The 17423-nt window shown below is 61.0% G+C and carries 18 protein-coding genes; 8 read left to right on the top strand and 10 right to left on the bottom strand.

Features of this window, described 5'->3' with window-relative positions:
• Positions 1-114 precede the first annotated feature (114 nt).
• The 6 genes from HV773_RS28290 (at position 115) to HV773_RS28265 (ending at position 6693) form a co-directional block, all read left to right on the top strand.
• Positions 115-1269, top strand: coding sequence for an ABC transporter ATP-binding protein (locus HV773_RS28290; RefSeq protein ID WP_175197463.1), 1155 nt, complete (start codon positions 115-117; stop codon positions 1267-1269).
• The gene (locus HV773_RS28285; RefSeq protein WP_175197462.1) at positions 1266-2222 is read left to right on the top strand and encodes an ABC transporter permease subunit; all 957 of its coding nucleotides are present in this window, start codon (positions 1266-1268) and stop codon (positions 2220-2222) included. The genes HV773_RS28290 and HV773_RS28285 overlap by 4 nt, the downstream gene beginning before the upstream one ends.
• Complete coding sequence (locus HV773_RS28280) at positions 2219-3127, top strand: ABC transporter permease subunit (protein WP_175197461.1); 909 nt, start codon at positions 2219-2221, stop codon at positions 3125-3127. Before HV773_RS28285 ends, HV773_RS28280 begins: the two co-directional genes overlap by 4 nt.
• A 54-nt stretch (positions 3128-3181) precedes the next feature.
• On the top strand, positions 3182-4774 hold the full coding sequence (locus tag HV773_RS28275) for a DUF3138 family protein (protein ID WP_175197460.1): 1593 nt from the start codon (positions 3182-3184) through the stop codon (positions 4772-4774).
• 222 nt (positions 4775-4996) lie between these two features.
• Complete coding sequence (locus tag HV773_RS28270) at positions 4997-5749, top strand: helix-turn-helix domain-containing protein (protein WP_175197459.1); 753 nt, start codon at positions 4997-4999, stop codon at positions 5747-5749.
• Between the two features lie 170 nt (positions 5750-5919).
• The gene (locus tag HV773_RS28265) at positions 5920-6693 is read left to right on the top strand and encodes an SDR family NAD(P)-dependent oxidoreductase (protein WP_175197458.1); all 774 of its coding nucleotides are present in this window, start codon (positions 5920-5922) and stop codon (positions 6691-6693) included.
• Positions 6694-6719: 26 nt separating this feature from the next.
• Here the strand turns inward: HV773_RS28265 and HV773_RS28260 are convergent, their stop codons facing one another.
• The 4 genes from HV773_RS28260 to HV773_RS28245 all read right to left on the bottom strand — a co-directional run bounded on the left by HV773_RS28260 (position 6720) and on the right by HV773_RS28245 (position 10228).
• Positions 6720-6896 carry a hypothetical protein gene (locus HV773_RS28260; protein ID WP_175197457.1) on the bottom strand — a complete coding sequence of 59 codons (177 nt, stop codon included), beginning with the start codon at positions 6894-6896 and terminating at the stop codon, positions 6720-6722.
• Entirely contained in the window at positions 6889-7863 is a 975-nt protein-coding gene (locus tag HV773_RS28255; RefSeq protein ID WP_246282440.1) for an alpha/beta fold hydrolase, read from the bottom strand. The genes HV773_RS28260 and HV773_RS28255 overlap by 8 nt, the downstream gene beginning before the upstream one ends.
• Positions 7860-9272 carry an NAD(P)/FAD-dependent oxidoreductase gene (locus HV773_RS28250; RefSeq protein WP_175197456.1) on the bottom strand — a complete coding sequence of 471 codons (1413 nt, stop codon included), beginning with the start codon at positions 9270-9272 and terminating at the stop codon, positions 7860-7862. Before HV773_RS28250 ends, HV773_RS28255 begins: the two co-directional genes overlap by 4 nt.
• Before the next feature lie 431 nt (positions 9273-9703).
• A complete protein-coding gene (locus tag HV773_RS28245) occupies positions 9704-10228 on the bottom strand; it encodes an outer membrane beta-barrel protein (protein WP_175197455.1) in 525 nt (174 codons plus the stop codon).
• A gap of 330 nt (positions 10229-10558) precedes the next feature.
• Here HV773_RS28245 and HV773_RS28240 point away from each other — a divergent pair, with 330 nt between their 5' ends.
• The gene (locus HV773_RS28240; RefSeq protein WP_175197454.1) at positions 10559-10729 is read left to right on the top strand and encodes a hypothetical protein; all 171 of its coding nucleotides are present in this window, start codon (positions 10559-10561) and stop codon (positions 10727-10729) included.
• Positions 10730-10780: 51 nt separating this feature from the next.
• Here the strand turns inward: HV773_RS28240 and HV773_RS28235 are convergent, their stop codons facing one another.
• The 4 genes from HV773_RS28235 to HV773_RS28220 form a co-directional block, all read right to left on the bottom strand.
• The gene (locus tag HV773_RS28235; RefSeq protein WP_377730681.1) at positions 10781-11827 is read right to left on the bottom strand and encodes a methyltransferase; all 1047 of its coding nucleotides are present in this window, start codon (positions 11825-11827) and stop codon (positions 10781-10783) included.
• Between the two features lie 234 nt (positions 11828-12061).
• Positions 12062-13681 carry a class I poly(R)-hydroxyalkanoic acid synthase gene (gene phaC, locus HV773_RS28230; protein WP_246282446.1) on the bottom strand — a complete coding sequence of 540 codons (1620 nt, stop codon included), beginning with the start codon at positions 13679-13681 and terminating at the stop codon, positions 12062-12064.
• Positions 13682-13772: 91 nt separating this feature from the next.
• The gene (locus HV773_RS28225; RefSeq protein ID WP_175197452.1) at positions 13773-14237 is read right to left on the bottom strand and encodes a MaoC family dehydratase; all 465 of its coding nucleotides are present in this window, start codon (positions 14235-14237) and stop codon (positions 13773-13775) included.
• Positions 14238-14399: 162 nt separating this feature from the next.
• Complete coding sequence (locus HV773_RS28220) at positions 14400-14786, bottom strand: hypothetical protein (RefSeq protein WP_175197451.1); 387 nt, start codon at positions 14784-14786, stop codon at positions 14400-14402.
• A 264-nt stretch (positions 14787-15050) separates the two neighbouring features.
• On the opposite strand from HV773_RS28220, the gene HV773_RS28215 reads away from it, so the two are divergent.
• The gene (locus tag HV773_RS28215) at positions 15051-15482 is read left to right on the top strand and encodes an H-NS family nucleoid-associated regulatory protein (RefSeq protein ID WP_175197450.1); all 432 of its coding nucleotides are present in this window, start codon (positions 15051-15053) and stop codon (positions 15480-15482) included.
• A 138-nt stretch (positions 15483-15620) separates the two neighbouring features.
• Here the strand turns inward: HV773_RS28215 and HV773_RS28210 are convergent, their stop codons facing one another.
• Together HV773_RS28210 and HV773_RS28205 are read right to left on the bottom strand one after the other, a co-directional pair.
• Complete coding sequence (locus HV773_RS28210) at positions 15621-16067, bottom strand: MarR family winged helix-turn-helix transcriptional regulator (protein WP_175197449.1); 447 nt, start codon at positions 16065-16067, stop codon at positions 15621-15623.
• 205 nt (positions 16068-16272) lie between these two features.
• A complete protein-coding gene (locus tag HV773_RS28205) occupies positions 16273-17274 on the bottom strand; it encodes an AraC family transcriptional regulator (RefSeq protein ID WP_175197448.1) in 1002 nt (333 codons plus the stop codon).
• Positions 17275-17423 lie beyond the last annotated feature (149 nt).

Below are 17423 nucleotides of genomic sequence, written 5' to 3'. Positions count from 1 at the left end.
CGCACCGCGCGCGGCAATCGATTCTTCCGAACACGACGTGACGCCGGTGAGCCGCCTTGCGCGACTCGCCTGGGCGCTGTCACGCCTGCATTTTGCAATACGGGTAACAGGAACATGAAAGCCTCACCTTCAACACGCGCGGCCGGGCCTGCGCATGCCGCTGCGCCGGCGCGCTCCGGCAACGAGCGCTTCGTGCGCATCGAGAACGTCGTCAAGAAGTTTGGTGACAGCGTCGCCGTCAACGACGTGAGCCTCGACATCGCCAAGAACGAACTTTTCGCACTGCTCGGCAGTTCGGGTTGCGGCAAGTCCACGCTGCTGCGCATGCTGGCCGGCTTCGAGACGGCCACCTCGGGGCGCATCTATGTCGACGGCGAAGATCTCGCGACGCTGCCGCCGTATCGGCGGCCCGTCAACATGATGTTCCAGTCGTATGCGCTGTTCCCGCACATGAGCGTGGAGGCGAACGTGGCCTTCGGCCTCAAGCAGGAAGGCGTGCCGAAGCACGAGATCAAGGAGCGCGTGGCTGAGGCGCTCGAACTCGTGCAGATGGGCCGTTACGCGAAGCGCAAGCCGCATCAGCTTTCGGGCGGGCAGCAGCAGCGCGTCGCGCTCGCGCGCTCGCTCGTCAAGCGGCCGAAGCTGCTGTTGCTCGATGAGCCGATGTCGGCGCTCGACAAGAAGATTCGCCAGAAGACCCAGCTCGAACTCGTCAACATCATCGAGAAGGTGGACGTGACCTGCGTGATGGTCACGCACGACCAGGAAGAGGCGATGACGATGGCGAGCCGGCTCGCCGTCATGAGCGAGGGGCGCATCGTGCAGGTCGGCAGCCCCGGCGAAGTGTACGAGTACCCGAACAGCCGCTTCTCGGCGGAATTCATCGGCTCGACGAATCTGTTCGAGGGCGTCGTGGTGCAGGACGAGCCCGATCACATCTTCGTCGAGAGCGAAGCGCTCGAAAACCGGCTCTACGTGAGCCACGGCGTGACCGGGCCGCTCGGCATGCCGGTGGGCATTTCGGTGCGCCCGGAGCACGTGAGCGTTTCGCACGCGAGGCCCGCCGTGCCCTACAACTGGGCGCGCGGCGTGGTGACCGACGTGGCCTATATGGGCAGCTATTCGCTCTATCACGTGCGGCTGCCGGGCGGCAAGACGGTGGTGTCGAATTTGTCGAGCACGTATCTGATGCAGGCGGGCACGCCGGCATGGAACGATGAGGTGTATGTGTCGTGGTCGCCGGCCAGCGGCGTGGTGGTGACGCAATGAACGACATTGCTACCCGCTCCGCCGCTTCCGGCAACGCACCCGGCGCGCTTCGCCGCCTGGCTTCCAGGTTCGTGCCTTCGGGTCGCACGGCCGTGATCGGCGCGCCGTTTCTGTGGCTCGTGGTCTTCTTCGCGCTGCCGTTCGTGCTGGTGTTCAAGATCAGCTTCGCCGACCAGATGATGGGCGTGCCGCCCTACACGAACCTGATCGCGATGAAGGACGGCGTCGTGCATCTGGCGCTGCAGCTTGGTCATTACGCGTTCCTGTTTCAGGATGACCTGTACTTCTCGACGTACCTGAGCTCGCTGAAGATCGCCGCCGCTTCGACGCTGCTCTGCCTGTTGCTCGGCTATCCCATCGCCTACTACATCGCGCGCTCGAATCCCGCCACGCGCAACTTGCTGATGATGGGCGTGATGCTGCCGTTCTGGACGTCGTTCCTGATTCGCGTCTACGCATGGATCGGCATTCTCAAGGACGACGGCCTGCTCAATCACGCGCTCATGGCCATGGGTTTGATTCACACGCCGCTGCGCCTTTATCACAGCGACGCGGGCGTCTATATCGGCATGGTTTATTCGTATCTGCCCTTCATGGTGATGCCGCTCTACGCGCACCTCGTGAAGATGGATCTCACGCTGCTCGAAGCCGCTTACGACCTCGGCGCGTCGCCGTGGGTCGCGTTCACGCGCGTGACGCTGCCGCTCTCGAAGAACGGGATTATCGCGGGCAGCATGCTGGTGTTCATTCCCGCCGTGGGCGAGTACGTGATTCCCGAACTGCTCGGCGGCGCGGACACGCTCATGATTGGCCGCGTCATGTGGGACGAGTTCTTCAACGACATGGACTGGCCGATGGCCTCGGCGGTCACCGTCGCGATGGTCGTGCTGTTGCTCGTGCCGATGGCAGTCTTTCAGTACTACCAGGTCAAGGAAATGGAGGGCAGCAAGTGATCAAGCCCAATCGCACGCTTTCCACAGGCGTTCTCTCGCTGGGATTCCTGTTTCTCTATATCCCGATCATCAGCCTCGTGGTGTACTCGTTCAACGAGTCCAAACTCGTGACCGTGTGGGCGGGTTTCTCGTTCAAATGGTACACGGCGGTCTTCAACGACGCCGAACTGCTGCACGCCGCGTGGCTCTCACTGAAGATCGCGCTGATGACGGCATTCGCCTCCGTGGCGATCGGCACGTGGGCCGGCTACGTGCTCGCGCGCATGGGCCGCTTTCGCGGCTTCACGTTCTTCACGGCCATGATCAACGCGCCGCTCGTGATTCCCGAAGTCATCATGGGGATTTCGATGCTGCTGCTATTCGTGGCGATGGAGCAGGTGTTCGGCTGGCCGCGCGGCCGCGGTCTCGTGACGATCTGGATCGGCCACGTGATGCTATGTGTGTCCTACGTGGCGATCATCGTGCAGTCGCGCGTGAAGGAACTCAACAAGTCGCTCGAAGAAGCCGCACTCGATCTGGGCGCCACGCCGTTCAAGGTGTTCTTCGTGATCACGCTGCCGCTCATCGCCCAGGCGCTCGTCTCGGGCTGGCTGCTGTCGTTCACGGTGTCGATCGACGACCTGATTCTCTCGGCGTTTCTCTCCGGGCCCGGCTCGACCACCTTGCCGCTCGTCGTCTACTCGCGCGTGCGCCTGGGCCTCAATCCCGAGATGAACGCGCTGGCGACGATCTTCATCTGCCTCGTCACCACCGGTGTGGTGGGCGTGAACTTCTGGCTCCAGGCGCGCGAACGCCGGCGTCTTGCCGACATTCAGCAAGCCTTCGCCTCGGCGGACATGGCCGGTGCCGCCTCGAAAGGCGCGGGGAACATCGCGCAAAAGGCGCTCGACACCGCCAGTGTCTGAAGCATTCCATTGAAAACATCCGCTTCACATTAGAACCATTAAGGAGAACAAAGGATGAGAAAGAAGCTTGTCTGCCTCATGGTGGCCAGCGCGCTGCCGGGTATCGCCATGGCGGACACCACGAGCGACCAGATCAAGGCGTTGCAGGCGCAGCTTCATGCGCTGCAAAGCGAGGTGAAGGCATTGCGCGAGCAGCAGGGCGGGGCAAAGCCAACGGCCAAGGGCACAGCGGCGACTGCAACGACAGCGGCGGTAGCCACCGCTCCGGCGGAGGTGGACGTGAGTTCGCCCGACTACGGCAAGGCACAGGCCCATCTGACCAACGACGAAGTCGATCAGATGAAACAGCAACTCAGCAATCAGCAACTGAAGGTTGACTCGCTCACCGAAGCGGCCACCACGGGCCCGATCGCGGGCCTTTCGGTGTCCGGCTATCTCGACCCGTCCTATATCTACAATCGAGGCCTTGGGACGTCTTCGTTCCTGTTCGCGAACCACGAGAACACTTACCAGTATTTCAATAGTTCGTTCGGCGACGTGTATCTCGACATCAAGAAGACCTTCGGCGTGGGCCCGCTGGCACCTTCGGCGGAAATCTCGCTGATGCCCAACCGCGGCAACGGCATCACGCAGTTGATGAACGAGCACGGCAGCAGCACCTCGAACATCGTGAACACGGCATTCTTCACGGTGCCGCTTTCGATGACGACGTCCGTTTCCGCTGGCTTGATGTCGAGCTTCGGCGGCTACGATCTGCAGTTGTCGAACCAGATGTTGACGCTCACGCACGGGCTGCTTTACGACTTCTCCGATCCTGGCAGCTACGTTGGCGTCGCGATGAACTACATGGGCGAGGGCAGCAAGTGGGCCTGGAAGTTCATGCTCGGCAACGAGCAGTTCCGTACCTCCGGCGCACAGATGCAGACCGGCACCAATGCGCTGGGCGATCCGATCACCACGAGCAACCGCGTGCCGACCTTCACGGCGCGTGTGGACTATCTCTGGTCGAGCGCGCTCGACATCGGCGGTTCGTTCAACGTCGGCCGGCAGACGCTGGTGCAGGGCATGGACGCGAGCGGCAACACCTTGCCTGGCGTCTACGGTGTGGGCGGCCAGGCGTCCAGCCCGTTCGGCACGTTCTTCTTCGGAGAAGCGGACCTCAGCTATACGACCGCGGATATCCAGTACAACGCGGAAGTCGATTACGGCCAGCAGCAGCACGCCGCGTATAACGGCGGGCAGGCGCAATGGTATGGTCTTTCGCTGCTCGCGAACCGCAAGTTCCGCTTGCCTTACGTTGGCCGCATGGGCGTGACCGCGCGCTACGACGTGCTCGCCAACCAGAAGAACGGCGGCGGGGCGAGCAGCATCGTGCTCAACGGCAACGGCATGGATCCGTATAACGGCTTCGGCATTGGCGCGAGCTGTCTCGCGGCTTCGAAGGCGAACGGCGGCTATGGCTTCGAATGCAAGGGCGCGGTGCGTCAGGACGTGGCGCTCGATCTGCTGTTCTATCCGACGCAGCAACTCACGGTCAAGGTCGAGTATCGCCACGACTGGTCGACGCAGGATACCTTCCTGCGTAGTGATGGCTCGTATAGCAAGTCTAACGACCTGTTCGGTACGCAGCTTATCTACTCGTTCTGATTCACGGGGCTGCTGCCCGCCCGGGGATCCGGCGGGCAGTGGCGCGATTCATCATTCTTGCCGGGCCTGGTGCCCGGCATTTTTCATTTCTGGGCGGGCTTTTTGTTGCTCTTCGCACGGGAGCACGTGGGAGAATTGCCGGACCCGTTCGCAGGGCCGATCCATCGTTATCCGGCACGGCTTTGCGATTACCCGACTGTGTCACAGGAAGGACGCCCGAGAATGCATCCGAACAACCCCGACGGAGCCACCGATCGAGCGCTACTGCTCGCGGAGCTCAAGAGCGTATTGAAGGACCGCAACATCCGCTATTGCGATATCGCCGAGCGGCTCAAGGTGAGCGAGACGACCGTCAAGCGCAATTTGACCGGGCAAGGCCTGAGCGTCGAGATGCTCGAGTCGGTATGTTCTATCGCGGGCATCCGGCTCATCGAGCTCGCCGAGTTGGCCGCACGCCGAAGCGATACGAAGGCTCGCGCGGTGAGCATCGAGCAGGAACAGGGACTGGCCGATGCTCCTTTTACCGCATTCATCTTCCTGCTGCTGCGCTATGACTGGACACCACAGGAGATTCAACAGGAGTTCGACCTCGACGAGCCAGGCCTCATCCTTCATTTGCGGCGACTCGAAAAACTCCGCTTGCTCGATTTGTTTCCTGGCAATCGTGTGCGCGTCCTGACGGTACGGCATCCGGAATGGATTCCGGGCGGTCCCTTGCGACGCGCCGTGGACGACACGATGCGCCGGCATTTTGAAACGATGGATTTTCACGACCCGCAATCGGTCTGGGAACTCGAAACCGTCAAGCTGTCACGCGGATCGATAGACCAGTTGCGCCAAATGATTGCGTCGCTTTCGCATCGGATGCGGGAACTCGCGACCGACGACCGCTCCCTGCCCGCCGGGCAGACGGCTTGGTACAGCATGCTTTGCACTGCGCGCCCGACAGATCCACGGATCTTCTGGACCCGGTGAGACGGGCGCGTGGCGCCCCCCGAATACGTCGTACCGCAACGTGCCACCGAAAAGGATCACTTGGCGATACTTTTTGATCGCCATGCGCAGAACGTTCCGCGCCGATTCCCTTGTTGATACCTTGACCTCGACGACAACCCGTCGATATTCCGAGGACTGGAGGGACAAGGATGAACAAGAACGGATTTCCGAATGGCGCCGCCCTGATTTTTGGTGGAAGCGGTGGTCTTGGACAAGGTGTGGCCGTTGAATTCGCCCGTGCGGGCGTACCGGTCGCCGTTGGCTATCGCAGCAAGGCCGACGTGGCAGAACGAGTCGCGGGTCAGATTCGCGATACGGGCGTCAAGGCCAGCACCCACCAGGCCGACGTGACTGATGCCGCCCAGGTCAAGGCGGTGCTTGACGCGGCCGTGGAGGCGCATGGCCGGGTGCACACCGTGGTCTGGGCTGCAGGCCCTTTCGTGAACCAGCGATTCATCAGCGAGATGACGCCTGAGGACTGGCGTCGTGCCATCGAAGTCGAGGTCATCGGGTTCTTCAATGCGGTCAAGTCAGCCCTGCCGCACTTTCGTGACTCCGGCGGCGGCTCCTTCGTCACGCTCGGCTCGGGCGGCCATCATCGCTGGCCCGATCGCGATGGCTTGTCTGTCGCGCCGAAAGCGGCCAATGAATCGCTGGTCAAGGGTATCGCTCGCGAGGAAGGCCGCTACAACGTCCGCGCGAACTCGATTTTGGTCGGCGTGATCGAGGCCGGCATGTTCCCGCAACTTCTGGCACAGGGCCAATTCGACCAGAAGTGGATCGATGAGACGATGCGCATGCTCGCGCTCAAGCGCTGGGGCAAGCCCGAGGACATCGGCCGCGCGGCAGTGTTTCTCGCGTCCGATAACGCGGCCTACGTCACTGGGCAGCAACTGAGCGTAACCGGCGGATACGACCTGTAGGGCGCCGTTGAAGCCTTCAATGGCACCTACAGAACCTTCATTGAACCGGTGTTCTCGGTCACGAAGCGACGATCGTAACTACTAACCTTAGTCGCTTCGGCGGCAGGCTGCAGAGCAACATAGCGACAAAGAAAGCCTGTCTCGCAAGCATCGGCAGGTATGCCGTCGCTTTGCAAGTTTTCATCATTGCGCAGGTCACCCATCGAGTTCGCTCAGGAAGGAGAGTAGCAACCGGTTCACTTCCCCAGCGCGCTCGCGCTGTAGCCAATGGCCCGCACCTTCGAGCACGTGAGCACCGCGCAACCCCGGCAGCACTTGCGGCAACCCAGCGACGCGCTGCTGCATGCCTGGAAACCTGAGCACATCGTCGCGCGCGCCGCCGATGAAGAGTGATGGCTGACGAATCGGACAACCATACCAGGGGGCGAGCAGTTCCGCGCTCCCGCGGATCGCGCGGTACCAATTCAATCCACCCCGGAAGCCAGTGCGTCGGAACTCCCCGACGACATAATCGAGGTCGTCCTGAAGCAGCCAGGCCGGCAATACGTCGGGGTCGACGGTGGTATCGAGGAGACCGGCGCCCGGCGCGAGGATGCCGGCGACCATGCGGCCCGGGCCGTCGCCCGACATGCTGAACGTCAAGCGGCGCAGGGTCGCTGCGACATCGGCCTGAAGCTCCTCCTCAGCCACACCCTCATGCTGGAAGTACTGCATGTAGAAGGTCGTCACGCCCTGCCGCTCGAGTGCTGTCAGCAAGTCGGTCTTCGCGGGTGGGACATAGGGTACGCTCAGGCCGACGACGGCACGGAACACATCGGGCCGCAGCAGCGCACTGTTCCAGGCTGCGGGCGCTCCCCAGTCGTGGCCGACGATCACAGCCGTTCCCGCGCCGAGTACCCGGACCAGTTCCACCATGTCGCCAGCGTGGTGCAGCATCGTGTACTGCGCTGGGTCGGCAGGTGCGTCGGTGCCGCCGTAGCCGCGCATGTCCGGCGCTGCAGCGCGGTAGCCCGCGTCCGCGACCGCAGCCATCTGTGCACGCCAGGATATCCACGACTCCGGAAATCCGTGGCAAAACACCACGAGCGGCCCATCGCCCTGCAGCGCGACACGCATGCGGATGGCGCCGACCTGCAGCGTCTCGAGCTGCACCTCGCGGGGGGCGCTCACGCTGCCTCCGCTGTTGCCAGCAATTGCGGAATGCGCTGCGCCGCGTCCATAGCCTTGGCGCCGACGGCCTTGAGAAGGTCCTGCACGGCAGCGTCCATCGCCACGCCTTTGAGCACCACCACCTGCCCGTTGAGCCGGCACTGCCTGAGCCAGGCGCTCAGGTCGGGATTCTGCTGCCAGTGGGCTGCATTGGTGAGCGTCGGCAGCCACATGCGCAGGTAGTCGATCGGCAGTTCGGGCGAGGGCACGGGCGTGCACATTGCGTTCTGTTCCTGCAGATTCGCCAGGTGCGCTTCAACCCAGGCGATCACGCTGCCCGAAAAGACCGGCTGACACCAGCGCACCATCAGGAGGTTGATCGCTTCATCCTGGAACACCGGCACGTCTGGCACCGGTTGAATCGCGCTGGCCGTGCAGTCGATATACAGCGTGTCGGGATCGGCGGTGAGTTCACCCTTCTCCAGTACGATGCGCGACGGCTCGATTGCGCGCACGCGGCCCAGCCGCGCGATCTCACCGACCTTGCGCAATTGGGCCATCTCGCCGCGCGAAACGAGTGCGCAGCGGTAGGTCGTAGGTTCGATCGCAGGGTCGATCCGCATCAGCGCGCCGCCCGCTTCGAGTCGCCGGAACAGGTCGGGGACATCACGTGCGTCGCGGATCGCATCGAATTGCACCACGCCGTTCTCGAGATAGCGCCGCCAGCCATTCGGGCCGGGCTGCATGTTGGCACGGTCCATCACCCAGGCGTCACGCGGCATGATCCAGCGGATACGTTCGTGCGGGACACCGTTCTCGATCAGCCAGATGCACGCATCCATGCCAGTCTTGCCGGAGCCGACGACGGTATAGCACGAGTAAGGCCGCGTAACCTTCGGCAGCTCGTTGCAGGGAATGCATCGCACACCCTCGGCCACGCTGTATTTGGGCGGGTGAGTGGAGGGCACCTCTGTCTTCGCATGCGTGGCATTCACCCATTTGCGCCGCGCGCGCACCTCGTGCTCGGCGCCGGTCAGCAGCGAGCGGAAGCGGTGCGTGCGGCCGTCACTCGCGAAGTGATCGCATTTCGGAAACCACTGCACGCGGCCAGAAGGAATGAAGCGCTGTTTCATCACCTGCTCGAAATGCGCGAGCACCTCGGCTCCCGAGGCGAGACCCAGCATGCCTTCATTGAAGCCTGTCGCTTCATGCGACCAGTCGCTCAGTTCGCGCGACGCCACGCCATACCAGGCGGACGGTTGATGCAGCCGCACATACGGATAGGAGTCGTTCCAATGGCCGCCGGGACGGTGGTGGCGATCCACCATCACGACTTGCGCATCGGGCGACTCGGTGAGCAACGTGTCGACGAATGCCATGGCGGTGGCGCCCGTTCCTGTCACGAAGTAGTCGGACTCGATCGATGCCATGTCACCCTCCTTAATGGGAGACTTTGAAGCCGTGTCGTAACGAACCCGGTGCGTTACACGGTCACCGCGTTTCTACGGTGATCGATTGGATCGAGCATCAGCGGTGCAGGGGCGAGCACGCAGTCGGCCGGCGCTGACTGTAGATGGCTTCGAGCGGAGCATTGGGCGACGAAGTTTTCGCGAGCGGGCGAGGTCATGGGGGAATTGTGCCTCTGCCAGGCGCGGCGACAACCCGCGACGCCAGGCGGTATTCGGAACAATATCCCACACGACGATATGTGAAGTGCGAGAAGCGACAAGCTATTCTTGAAAAGAAGTGTAGGCGAGCGCACACAACGAATGGCTGTATGCAAACAGATCGCGCATCGCCACGGCTGACGCGCGTCCTCGAGTGCAACGTGTGGCCGGAAGTTCAGCGCACCGCGTGCACGTCACCTGAAGTAGATGTTCAGGCCGGCGGAGATGAAACAATCTCCGAGATTCGGTGCGCCCCCCGTGCTTCCATGCCATTGATAGCGGGCATCCATTCGAAAATCGATGTACTTATTCAGACTGGTGGTGAAGCCAACCCCCCCTCTGAGCAGCAGATCCTGATTCCTGCCGTCATTTGGAAGCGGCCCCTCATGCACGCCGCCGATGCCCAGCGTGACGTAAGGGGAAAAGGATTTATTGCGCTTCAGGAAATACAGCGCGTCGAGTACGATGCTGGCCTGGTTATCTTCCGCCCCAAAGTCAACGTATTGCCCCGCCAGTTCAATATTCCAGTTCTCGTTCAATACCTTGCCCAATGCCGCTCCTCCCGCGACGCCTGTAGACTTGGCCCGGTTGCTATCGTTTATGGTGAAGCTGAACGTAGGTGCGATATACCAGTCATTGTCGATGGCATCCTTCGCAAAAGCGGGGTACGCAGTTGCGACCGACACGAAAGTCGCAATGGCTAGGTGCATGATTTTCAAAACCTGTTCTCCGGAAGATTGCGTGCTGCGTAATGGTCTCGGCCGTCCGCCATGCCTGAACGTTGCGGTAACAACCTCATTCGCCATCGGCCACGCATCATCGTCCGTTGATTGCTCTTTCGAGTCTGTTGGCTGAACCACTTACATATATGGCTTTCCGAAGCCTTGGCTGGACCACGGCAGCGCGAGACGCCATCCCCGCAATTCGAAGGTAGATGGGGCGTTGTCCACGCCCCAAAGGCACGTTGCGACTGACGCCTGCGGATACGTTAGGCAGACTCGTCGTGATGCCATCGATGCATGATTATTTGTTGGCGTGGTCTGAACTGAATGTCGAAGTCAACTTCTCAGGCCGAATCGTTGATTGGGTCGACGAAGGGTTTTACCGAGCCATCCGTGTTGGTGGCGCAGGGCGGAACCGTTATTGCGCAGATTGTTCGCTCTGATCTTCAGGCTGAAGAGGAGCTTATCGACGCGCTGAACGCCGACGAAAAGGGTTAGTGGCGAGCGCGAGTAACAATGCTGCGCTTTTCGTGACGTGTGCGCCTGATGTCACGACCGAATGCCGATCACCATCGACTCCGCGCCGGCGAGTGGTTCGACACGTACCTGCGTGAAGCCGGCTTCCTTCATCCATTCACAACACTGCGCGCCGGTATAGTCAAAGCCACCAGGTGTTTCGATCAGCATGTTCAGACTCATCAGAAGGCCCAATGCATTCTGCCTGCGTTCATCGTCGATTACTGCGTCGTAGACGATCAGGCATCCGCCGGGAGTCAGCGCCGCGTAACACTTCGCGATGAGGTTGCGTTTCTGCTCGAGGTCCCAGTCGTGGAGGATATGCCCCATCACGAGCACGTCTGCCGTCGGACAGGGATCCCTGAAAAAGTCGCCCGCGTAGAAACGCAGCCGCTCCTTCAGTCCGTTCGATGCCACGTACTCGTCGAATACCGGGCCCACGACCGGCAGGTCGAAACCGCCGCCTGTCAGGTGCGGATGAGCGAGTGCGATCTGCACAGGCAGCGTGCCTTGTGCGGTGCCGATGTCGATGAACGTGCGGTACTCGTGCCATGGAAACTTCTGCGCCATCGCTCTTGCAGCGCCCAGGCTGACTCCACTCATCGCCTTGAGAAAGCCGCGTAGAGACTGCTCGTCGCGATAGATCGCGTCGAACGGGTTGCCGCCTTGCTTTGCCTCGTTTTGCGGTTGCCCAGTGCGAAGCGCCTCGGTCAGCGAACCCCAGAAAGGGTAAAGCCGCGAGTTGGCCATTTCGAGCAAACCGCCTACATAGCTGGACTTCGATTTGTCCAGAAACAGCGCGGCCTCCGGCGTGTTCCGATAGATTCCGTCTTCACGTTCCAACACGGCCAACGCGACGAGCGCATCGAAAAAATCCAGGGCGCCCCTCGGATGGAGCCCAAGTGCGTCGGCCAGGTGTACCGCATCCAGAGGACCGCTTGCGAGGTTCGTGAACACCTCGAGTTCGACCGCGGAAAGCAAGGTCTTGGACGCCCAGAAGCCCATGCCCAACGCGAGCAGCCGCTCGGGGGTCGGCTCGCTCCGCTGCGAGTTGTCAGGGGTAGACGATTTCGGGTCCATACGTGGGGTGTCTGCCATCATTGCTCCCGAAACAGACTCGCGATGTAGCGATAGATGGCATGGTAGGCGTGGAGATTTCATTCAAATGTGCGCTAGCGCACAGAACGAATTGAGGGGCGGCGCAATTGCAGCGGAGGACACGCAGTACTCGCAACGCTTCCTGGCGTGCGCTATCAACAGACAACAAACGATTCGACCTCGATCGAATTCCTCCGCGCGCTCGCGCCACCTTGCTCAGTCTGCTCGCACCTTGACGTAGCGGCCCGGTGCCGGCTCGAACGGCTCGTGCGTGCGATTCCCAAGTCGCGCGCGAGCTTTGACCCGGCCGCCTGCGTGACTCGCCAGCCAAACGGCCCAATGATTCCACCAGCTGCCTGGCATTTCCTCTGCAGAGGCCAGCCAGCCTTCCGCGTCGCTGTCGAGATCGCCTTCGGCCCAATAACTGCGCTTGTTCTTCGTTGCCGGATTGATGACACCGGCAATGTGACCGCTAGCCCCGAGGACGAAGTTCACGTCGCCGCCAAGCAGTTGGGTGCTGCTCCATGCCGATTGCCACGGCACGATGTGATCGTCTTGCGTGGCCAGCACGTAGGCGGGCGTATCGATGCGGCCCAGATCGACCGGCACGCCGCACATGCTCAGCTTGCCGGGCATGCGCAAATTGTTCTCGAGATACATATTGCGCAGGTACCACGTGTACATCGGTCCCGGCAGGTTGGTGCTGTCGGCGTTCCAGTAAAGAAGGTCGAACGCCGACGGCGTCTTGCCTTTCAGATAATTGTTGACGACATAAGGCCAGATGAGGTCGTTGGCGCGCAGCATCTGAAACGTAAAGCCGAGCTCGCGGCCGGGGTAGATGCCGCTGCGCCCAATCGTCAGCTCTCGCTGTGAAACGATTTGCTCGTTGATGAAAACACCGAGATCGCCGGGATCGGTGAAGTCGAGCATCGTCGTGAGCAGCGTCATGCTTGCAACCTTGTCTTCGTTGCGCGCACGCGTCACCGCCAGCGCCGACGAGAGGAGCGTGCCGCCCACGCACCAGCCGACGGTGTTGACCTTGTCTGCGCCCGTAATCGCCAGCGTGACATCGATCGCCTGCATGACGCCGGATTCCAGATAATCGTCCCAGGTCGTGCTTGCCAGATCGGCGCTGGGATTACGCCATGAAATGATGAATACAGTCTGTCCCTGCTCGACGGCAAAGCGCACAAACGAGTTCTCGGGCTGCAGATCGAGAATATAGAACTTGTTGATGCAGGGCGGCACGATCAGCAATGGCCGCTTCGCGACTTGCGCGGTGAGCGGTGCGTACTGGATCAACTGAAAGAGATCGTTCTCGAATACGACGGCACCTTCCGATACGGCCACGTTGCGGCCCACTTCGAAAGCGGTCTCATCGGTTATGGAAATGGACTTGCGAGCGAAGTCCTCTTGCAGGTTGGCGATGCCACCCCAAAGACTTTCGCAGTTGGATTCGAGCGCCGTCCGCAGGGCTTCCGGGTTCGTGACGCCATAGTTTGCCGGGCTGGCAGCATCGATGAACTGGCGCGTGAAGAAGCGCAGCTTTTGCTTTTCCTTGTCGTCGAGGGATACTGACTCGACATACTGTTCGAGGAGGCGGGCGTTGATCAGGTAGTTCTGCTTGAGAAAACTGTACCAGGCATTGCTCGACCAATCGTCCGCCTGAAACCGGCGGTCGTGCCGCTCAGGGCTGATCGCAGGCGGCGTGTCCATGCCAACGGAATGGGTTAGCGTGGCGGCCCACAGCGTCAACTGTTGTTGCAAGTACTGCGTGCTCGCGTCGAGTTGCGGGCTCGGGAGAGCATCTTCAACAAATGCGACGCCGGAGAACATCTTCAGGAAGTCCAGCATTGTGTTGGACCACGCCTGAACGGCGCCCTCCGACACATTGGGTTGAGTAGTCATGTGCGCTCTCGTTGGGTATTTATCGCGTCACCACGCTCAACTCGGCGCTACTGCGCTTCCCGAGCGATGTTGGCATGACGACGGCTTCGCCGTCGATGACCACTTTTCCTGCCACCGTACACACGGTATCCAGAACAACGCGGCATTTGCCCGGAATCAGTTCGCGGACCGTCACTGTTGCCCGTACCGTATCGCCGGGCTTGACGGGCGCCTTGAAGCGCAGGTTCTGTCCAAGATAGATCGTGCCCGGTCCCGGCAGCCGGCCAGCGATCGCTGCTGAGATCACGCTTGCACTCAACATTCCGTGTGCTATGCGACCCCCGAACTGCGTGCCTCGCGCAAATTCTTCGTCGATATGGACGGCATTGTTGTCCCCCGTTGCACCAGCAAACATGACGATGTCTGCTTCAGTGATCGTTTTTGCGAAGCTTGCCACCATACCGGGTTTCAAGTCTTCGAAGTCGTAGCCAGAAAGCTCATTCATAAGGGTTCCTTAAGCAAAAGATGGGTATTCATCGTTGCTACGCACAATACGCGAATCCTGCGTCATATTTTTATGATTGGACGCCAGAGTTTTGGTATTCCATGACACCTGGTGTTAACACCAGTATGTGCGTGAACCCTGTATCACGCCGCAAGGGCGGGCCTACGCAACGGCCTCGCGCGGCTGCGATGGGCGCGGTGTGGAGCTCATGTGCGAATGCCGATACCCAGGTGCGCGGTCAGGCGCAGCCGGAAAGGCTCCTCCATGGGTTTCGCTTTTGAAATAGTCACGACTTTCCTCGATTTCTCGATAGTCGATTTCACCGTCGAACATGAGGTATTCATGAATGCGCAGGCCCGCGCTCAGAATCACCTCGATATTGCGGTCCGTCGCTGGGAATACGGCTTGTGGCTTGCCGTGCTGGCTGATCTGCAAGAACTGGTTCCCGAGCCTGTCCTTGAAAAAAAGTATTTGCGTTGGCGCGAGGATATGCACGCGAGTAGGGGAACCCACCAGATCGAGATACGTGTCACTTGTGTTTTCAAACATTACTGCCTCCAATGCCGTTAGTCCCTACCGGGTCGAAACCGGCTTCTGTGTGCCGGCAACCTGTCGCTGCCAGTTACATGACAAATCAACTATAGTTGCATTGTAAGTAAAATTTTGGCGACATCCTGCCGCCAACGAATGCTTAATTTCCAGGGATCGGACGCAGATCATAGACAAACCTCCTAATTTCAGGACCAGCCCCGCCTATAATGGTCAGGCGAAAGAATAAGGAGTTGGACTATGCCGCGCACGTATGATGAGATCGTGTTCGATATCCAGAAACTGCAGGAGGAGGCGCAGGGAGCGCTGGAGCGCGAGCGCGCCGAGGCAATTGCGAGAATCCGCGCGGAGATGGCCAAGTTTGGCATCACGCTTGAAGAATTGAGCGCAAGCGCGGTAGTCGAGAAGCCCGTCGGTCGCCGCAAGCCCGCCACTACGCCCAGGAAGGCCGGTGCAGCGGCCCCGAAGGCGACGGCCTCGACCGCGGCAGCGGAGGTGGCATCCGCGAGCGCAAGCGCGGACAAAGGCAAACTGGCTATCGATATCCTCGAGAAAGCAGGCATCGACTTTCGTAGCAAGAAACCCGAGAGGAATGCGCAGCGCGGCCCCGCTGGGATTGCGGAAAAGGGCGCGAAGCAGCCAGCGAAGAAGGCCGCAACCCGGTCAGCGCAGGCAAAAAAAAGCCGCCACCTTTGAATATGGCGGATGTGTTTCAGGGGATGTTCTGGCGGACAGGACGCCAGGGTGATTGACGGCAGCCAGAGCGGCGGCAGCGCGCGGCGAACGCCGTGCGACCGTTAGCGGCCGGGCGCTCGCCAGGACGCGGCGGTCTTTTCAGGACGCGTCCCACCCGTTGACGGAGAGCGCCTTGTCCAACAGGTAGCGCAATGCCTGGAGTTCTTCTTCTTCCATGCCCTTATAGAGCTCCTTGTCCCGTTTCTCCATCGCCGGACCGACTTTCCTGAAAATCTTCCGGCCGCCAGCCGACAGCCCGATCAGCACGCTTCTCCCGTCGGCATCGTTGCTCGTCTTCGTCAATATTTGCTGGGCGATCAGGCTTTCCACGGTACGACTCGCCTGGCCCTTGTCGAGATTGCCACGGCGGGAAATATCCCTGATGGTTTGCGGGCCGAATGTCCCAACGACGCTGAGCACGGTTGCCTCGGGGTAGCTCAAGCCAAGCTTGTCGCGCGCGAGCTCGCTGCTCTTCCTGTCAGCGATCTTGCTTAATGCCTTCAGCCGGTACGTCAGGGATTGATCGGGCGCCTCGGTGATTGCCATGACTACTCTCTGTTTGTGGACTTGACATTCAATCTGGCGATATTTTACACGGACCCCATCCTGGCCGTTACGTTGCATGGCCAGGTGCGGGCGATCGATCTATGGGGTGCGAATGATTGATGCATCAAGCATGGGGTTGAATCATCAACCATGATGAAGGCCGTTGCCGAACGGTTGTCATGCAGCCAACGCCATTGTCACGCCGTCATTTCAGGTGGCTATTGCGCCAGTCGCGTGGCGTCATGCCAAAGCGTGCGCTGAACCAGTTTGTGAATGAGCCCTGCTGCGAATAGCCAAGCAGGACGGAGACCCGCCCGATCGGATAGCGCGGGTTATTCATGTAGCGCACAGCCAGCTCGGAGCGCACTTCCTCGATGAGGCGCGTGAAGCTCGTATTGGCGAGTCCAAGCTGGCGCTGCATGGTGCGAACGCTCAGATGCAGATGCGTGGCCACCCGCTCTGCAGTGGCCTGCTCGAGCGGCAGCAGCAGGTAGATCGCCTTGCGCACTTCGAGCGCGGCAGAGTCGACGCCCGCCACATTGAGCGTATCGGCGAGGCTCTCCGCATAGCGCACCAGCTCGGGGTCGGCGGCGGGGTTCGGGTAGTCGAGGTCGGCGGCGGCGCATACGAGGCCGTTGAAGTCGCTGCCGAACTCCAGCGGGCAGCCGAAGAAGCGGCGGTGAAACGTGAGGTCGGCCGGCCCCTGATGAACGAAATGAACGGAACGGGGTTTCCAGCGATCGCCGAGCAGGCCGCTGGCGTGGCGCGCGAGCGCGCCCACCGCGAGCTCGATCGCCTGATTCGTCGGAATGCCCGGATCGACGACCAGTTCCTCGCGGATGGTCACCGTTTCACCCGCGTCCTCGACATATATCGCGAGGGCTTCGTTCAGCAGATGGCGGTATTCGGCCGCGGCGAGCAGCACTTCGCGCAGCGTGCGCTTGTGCGCGAGCAGAACGTTGATGAGGCCGGTGCCGAACTTCTGCCGCGTTTCGGCCATTCGCAGCCCAAAAGTCGGGCACGATGCCTTTTCGGCCGTGAGCTCCAGCACCCGGCAGGCGGCGGTAGCGGAAATGCGCCCGTCCGGATTCGCGAGCGCCGCGGCGTCGATCCCGACCTCCTGAGCCAGTTCGACCGGGTTCAACCCAGCCCGCCGCGCGACGTCGAAATAGCCGCTCATTGCGCCCGCGCGCAGCATCGTTTCCATGATTGTGTCTCCTCCACGCATCTGGCTTGCCGCGCGTCGTCATTCGTCAGCGGCCGCGTTTTCGCACGGATTGGTGTTAACGCCTGGTGGCACGAAGCACTAAAACGATGGCGTCCAATCATAAAAGTGTATCGCGAGATCGGCGTATC

Source organism: Paraburkholderia caffeinitolerans (assembly GCF_902859945.1).
Classification (GTDB): domain Bacteria; phylum Pseudomonadota; class Gammaproteobacteria; order Burkholderiales; family Burkholderiaceae; genus Paraburkholderia; species Paraburkholderia caffeinitolerans.
Note: the sequence above shows the minus strand (reverse complement) of the source record. Positions and strands in the feature narration are given on the sequence as shown.

What these genes read in the sequence shown, in the direction of transcription:
- HV773_RS28235 (WP_377730681.1), bottom strand. Translation starts at nt 11,827, where the DNA reads ATGGACCCGAAATCGTCTACCCCTGACAACTCGCAGCGGAGCGAGCCG.
- HV773_RS28270 (WP_175197459.1), top strand. Translation starts at nt 4,997, where the DNA reads ATGCATCCGAACAACCCCGACGGAGCCACCGATCGAGCGCTACTGCTC.
- phaC (WP_246282446.1), bottom strand. Translation starts at nt 13,681, where the DNA reads ATGTTCTCCGGCGTCGCATTTGTTGAAGATGCTCTCCCGAGCCCGCAA.
- HV773_RS28285 (WP_175197462.1), top strand. Translation starts at nt 1,266, where the DNA reads ATGAACGACATTGCTACCCGCTCCGCCGCTTCCGGCAACGCACCCGGC.
- HV773_RS28275 (WP_175197460.1), top strand. Translation starts at nt 3,182, where the DNA reads ATGAGAAAGAAGCTTGTCTGCCTCATGGTGGCCAGCGCGCTGCCGGGT.
- HV773_RS28250 (WP_175197456.1), bottom strand. Translation starts at nt 9,272, where the DNA reads ATGGCATCGATCGAGTCCGACTACTTCGTGACAGGAACGGGCGCCACC.
- HV773_RS28210 (WP_175197449.1), bottom strand. Translation starts at nt 16,067, where the DNA reads ATGGCAATCACCGAGGCGCCCGATCAATCCCTGACGTACCGGCTGAAG.
- HV773_RS28220 (WP_175197451.1), bottom strand. Translation starts at nt 14,786, where the DNA reads ATGTTTGAAAACACAAGTGACACGTATCTCGATCTGGTGGGTTCCCCT.
- HV773_RS28205 (WP_175197448.1), bottom strand. Translation starts at nt 17,274, where the DNA reads ATGGAAACGATGCTGCGCGCGGGCGCAATGAGCGGCTATTTCGACGTC.
- HV773_RS28240 (WP_175197454.1), top strand. Translation starts at nt 10,559, where the DNA reads ATGTCGAAGTCAACTTCTCAGGCCGAATCGTTGATTGGGTCGACGAAG.
- HV773_RS28260 (WP_175197457.1), bottom strand. Translation starts at nt 6,896, where the DNA reads ATGGGTGACCTGCGCAATGATGAAAACTTGCAAAGCGACGGCATACCT.
- HV773_RS28290 (WP_175197463.1), top strand. Translation starts at nt 115, where the DNA reads ATGAAAGCCTCACCTTCAACACGCGCGGCCGGGCCTGCGCATGCCGCT.
- HV773_RS28225 (WP_175197452.1), bottom strand. Translation starts at nt 14,237, where the DNA reads ATGAATGAGCTTTCTGGCTACGACTTCGAAGACTTGAAACCCGGTATG.
- HV773_RS28265 (WP_175197458.1), top strand. Translation starts at nt 5,920, where the DNA reads ATGAACAAGAACGGATTTCCGAATGGCGCCGCCCTGATTTTTGGTGGA.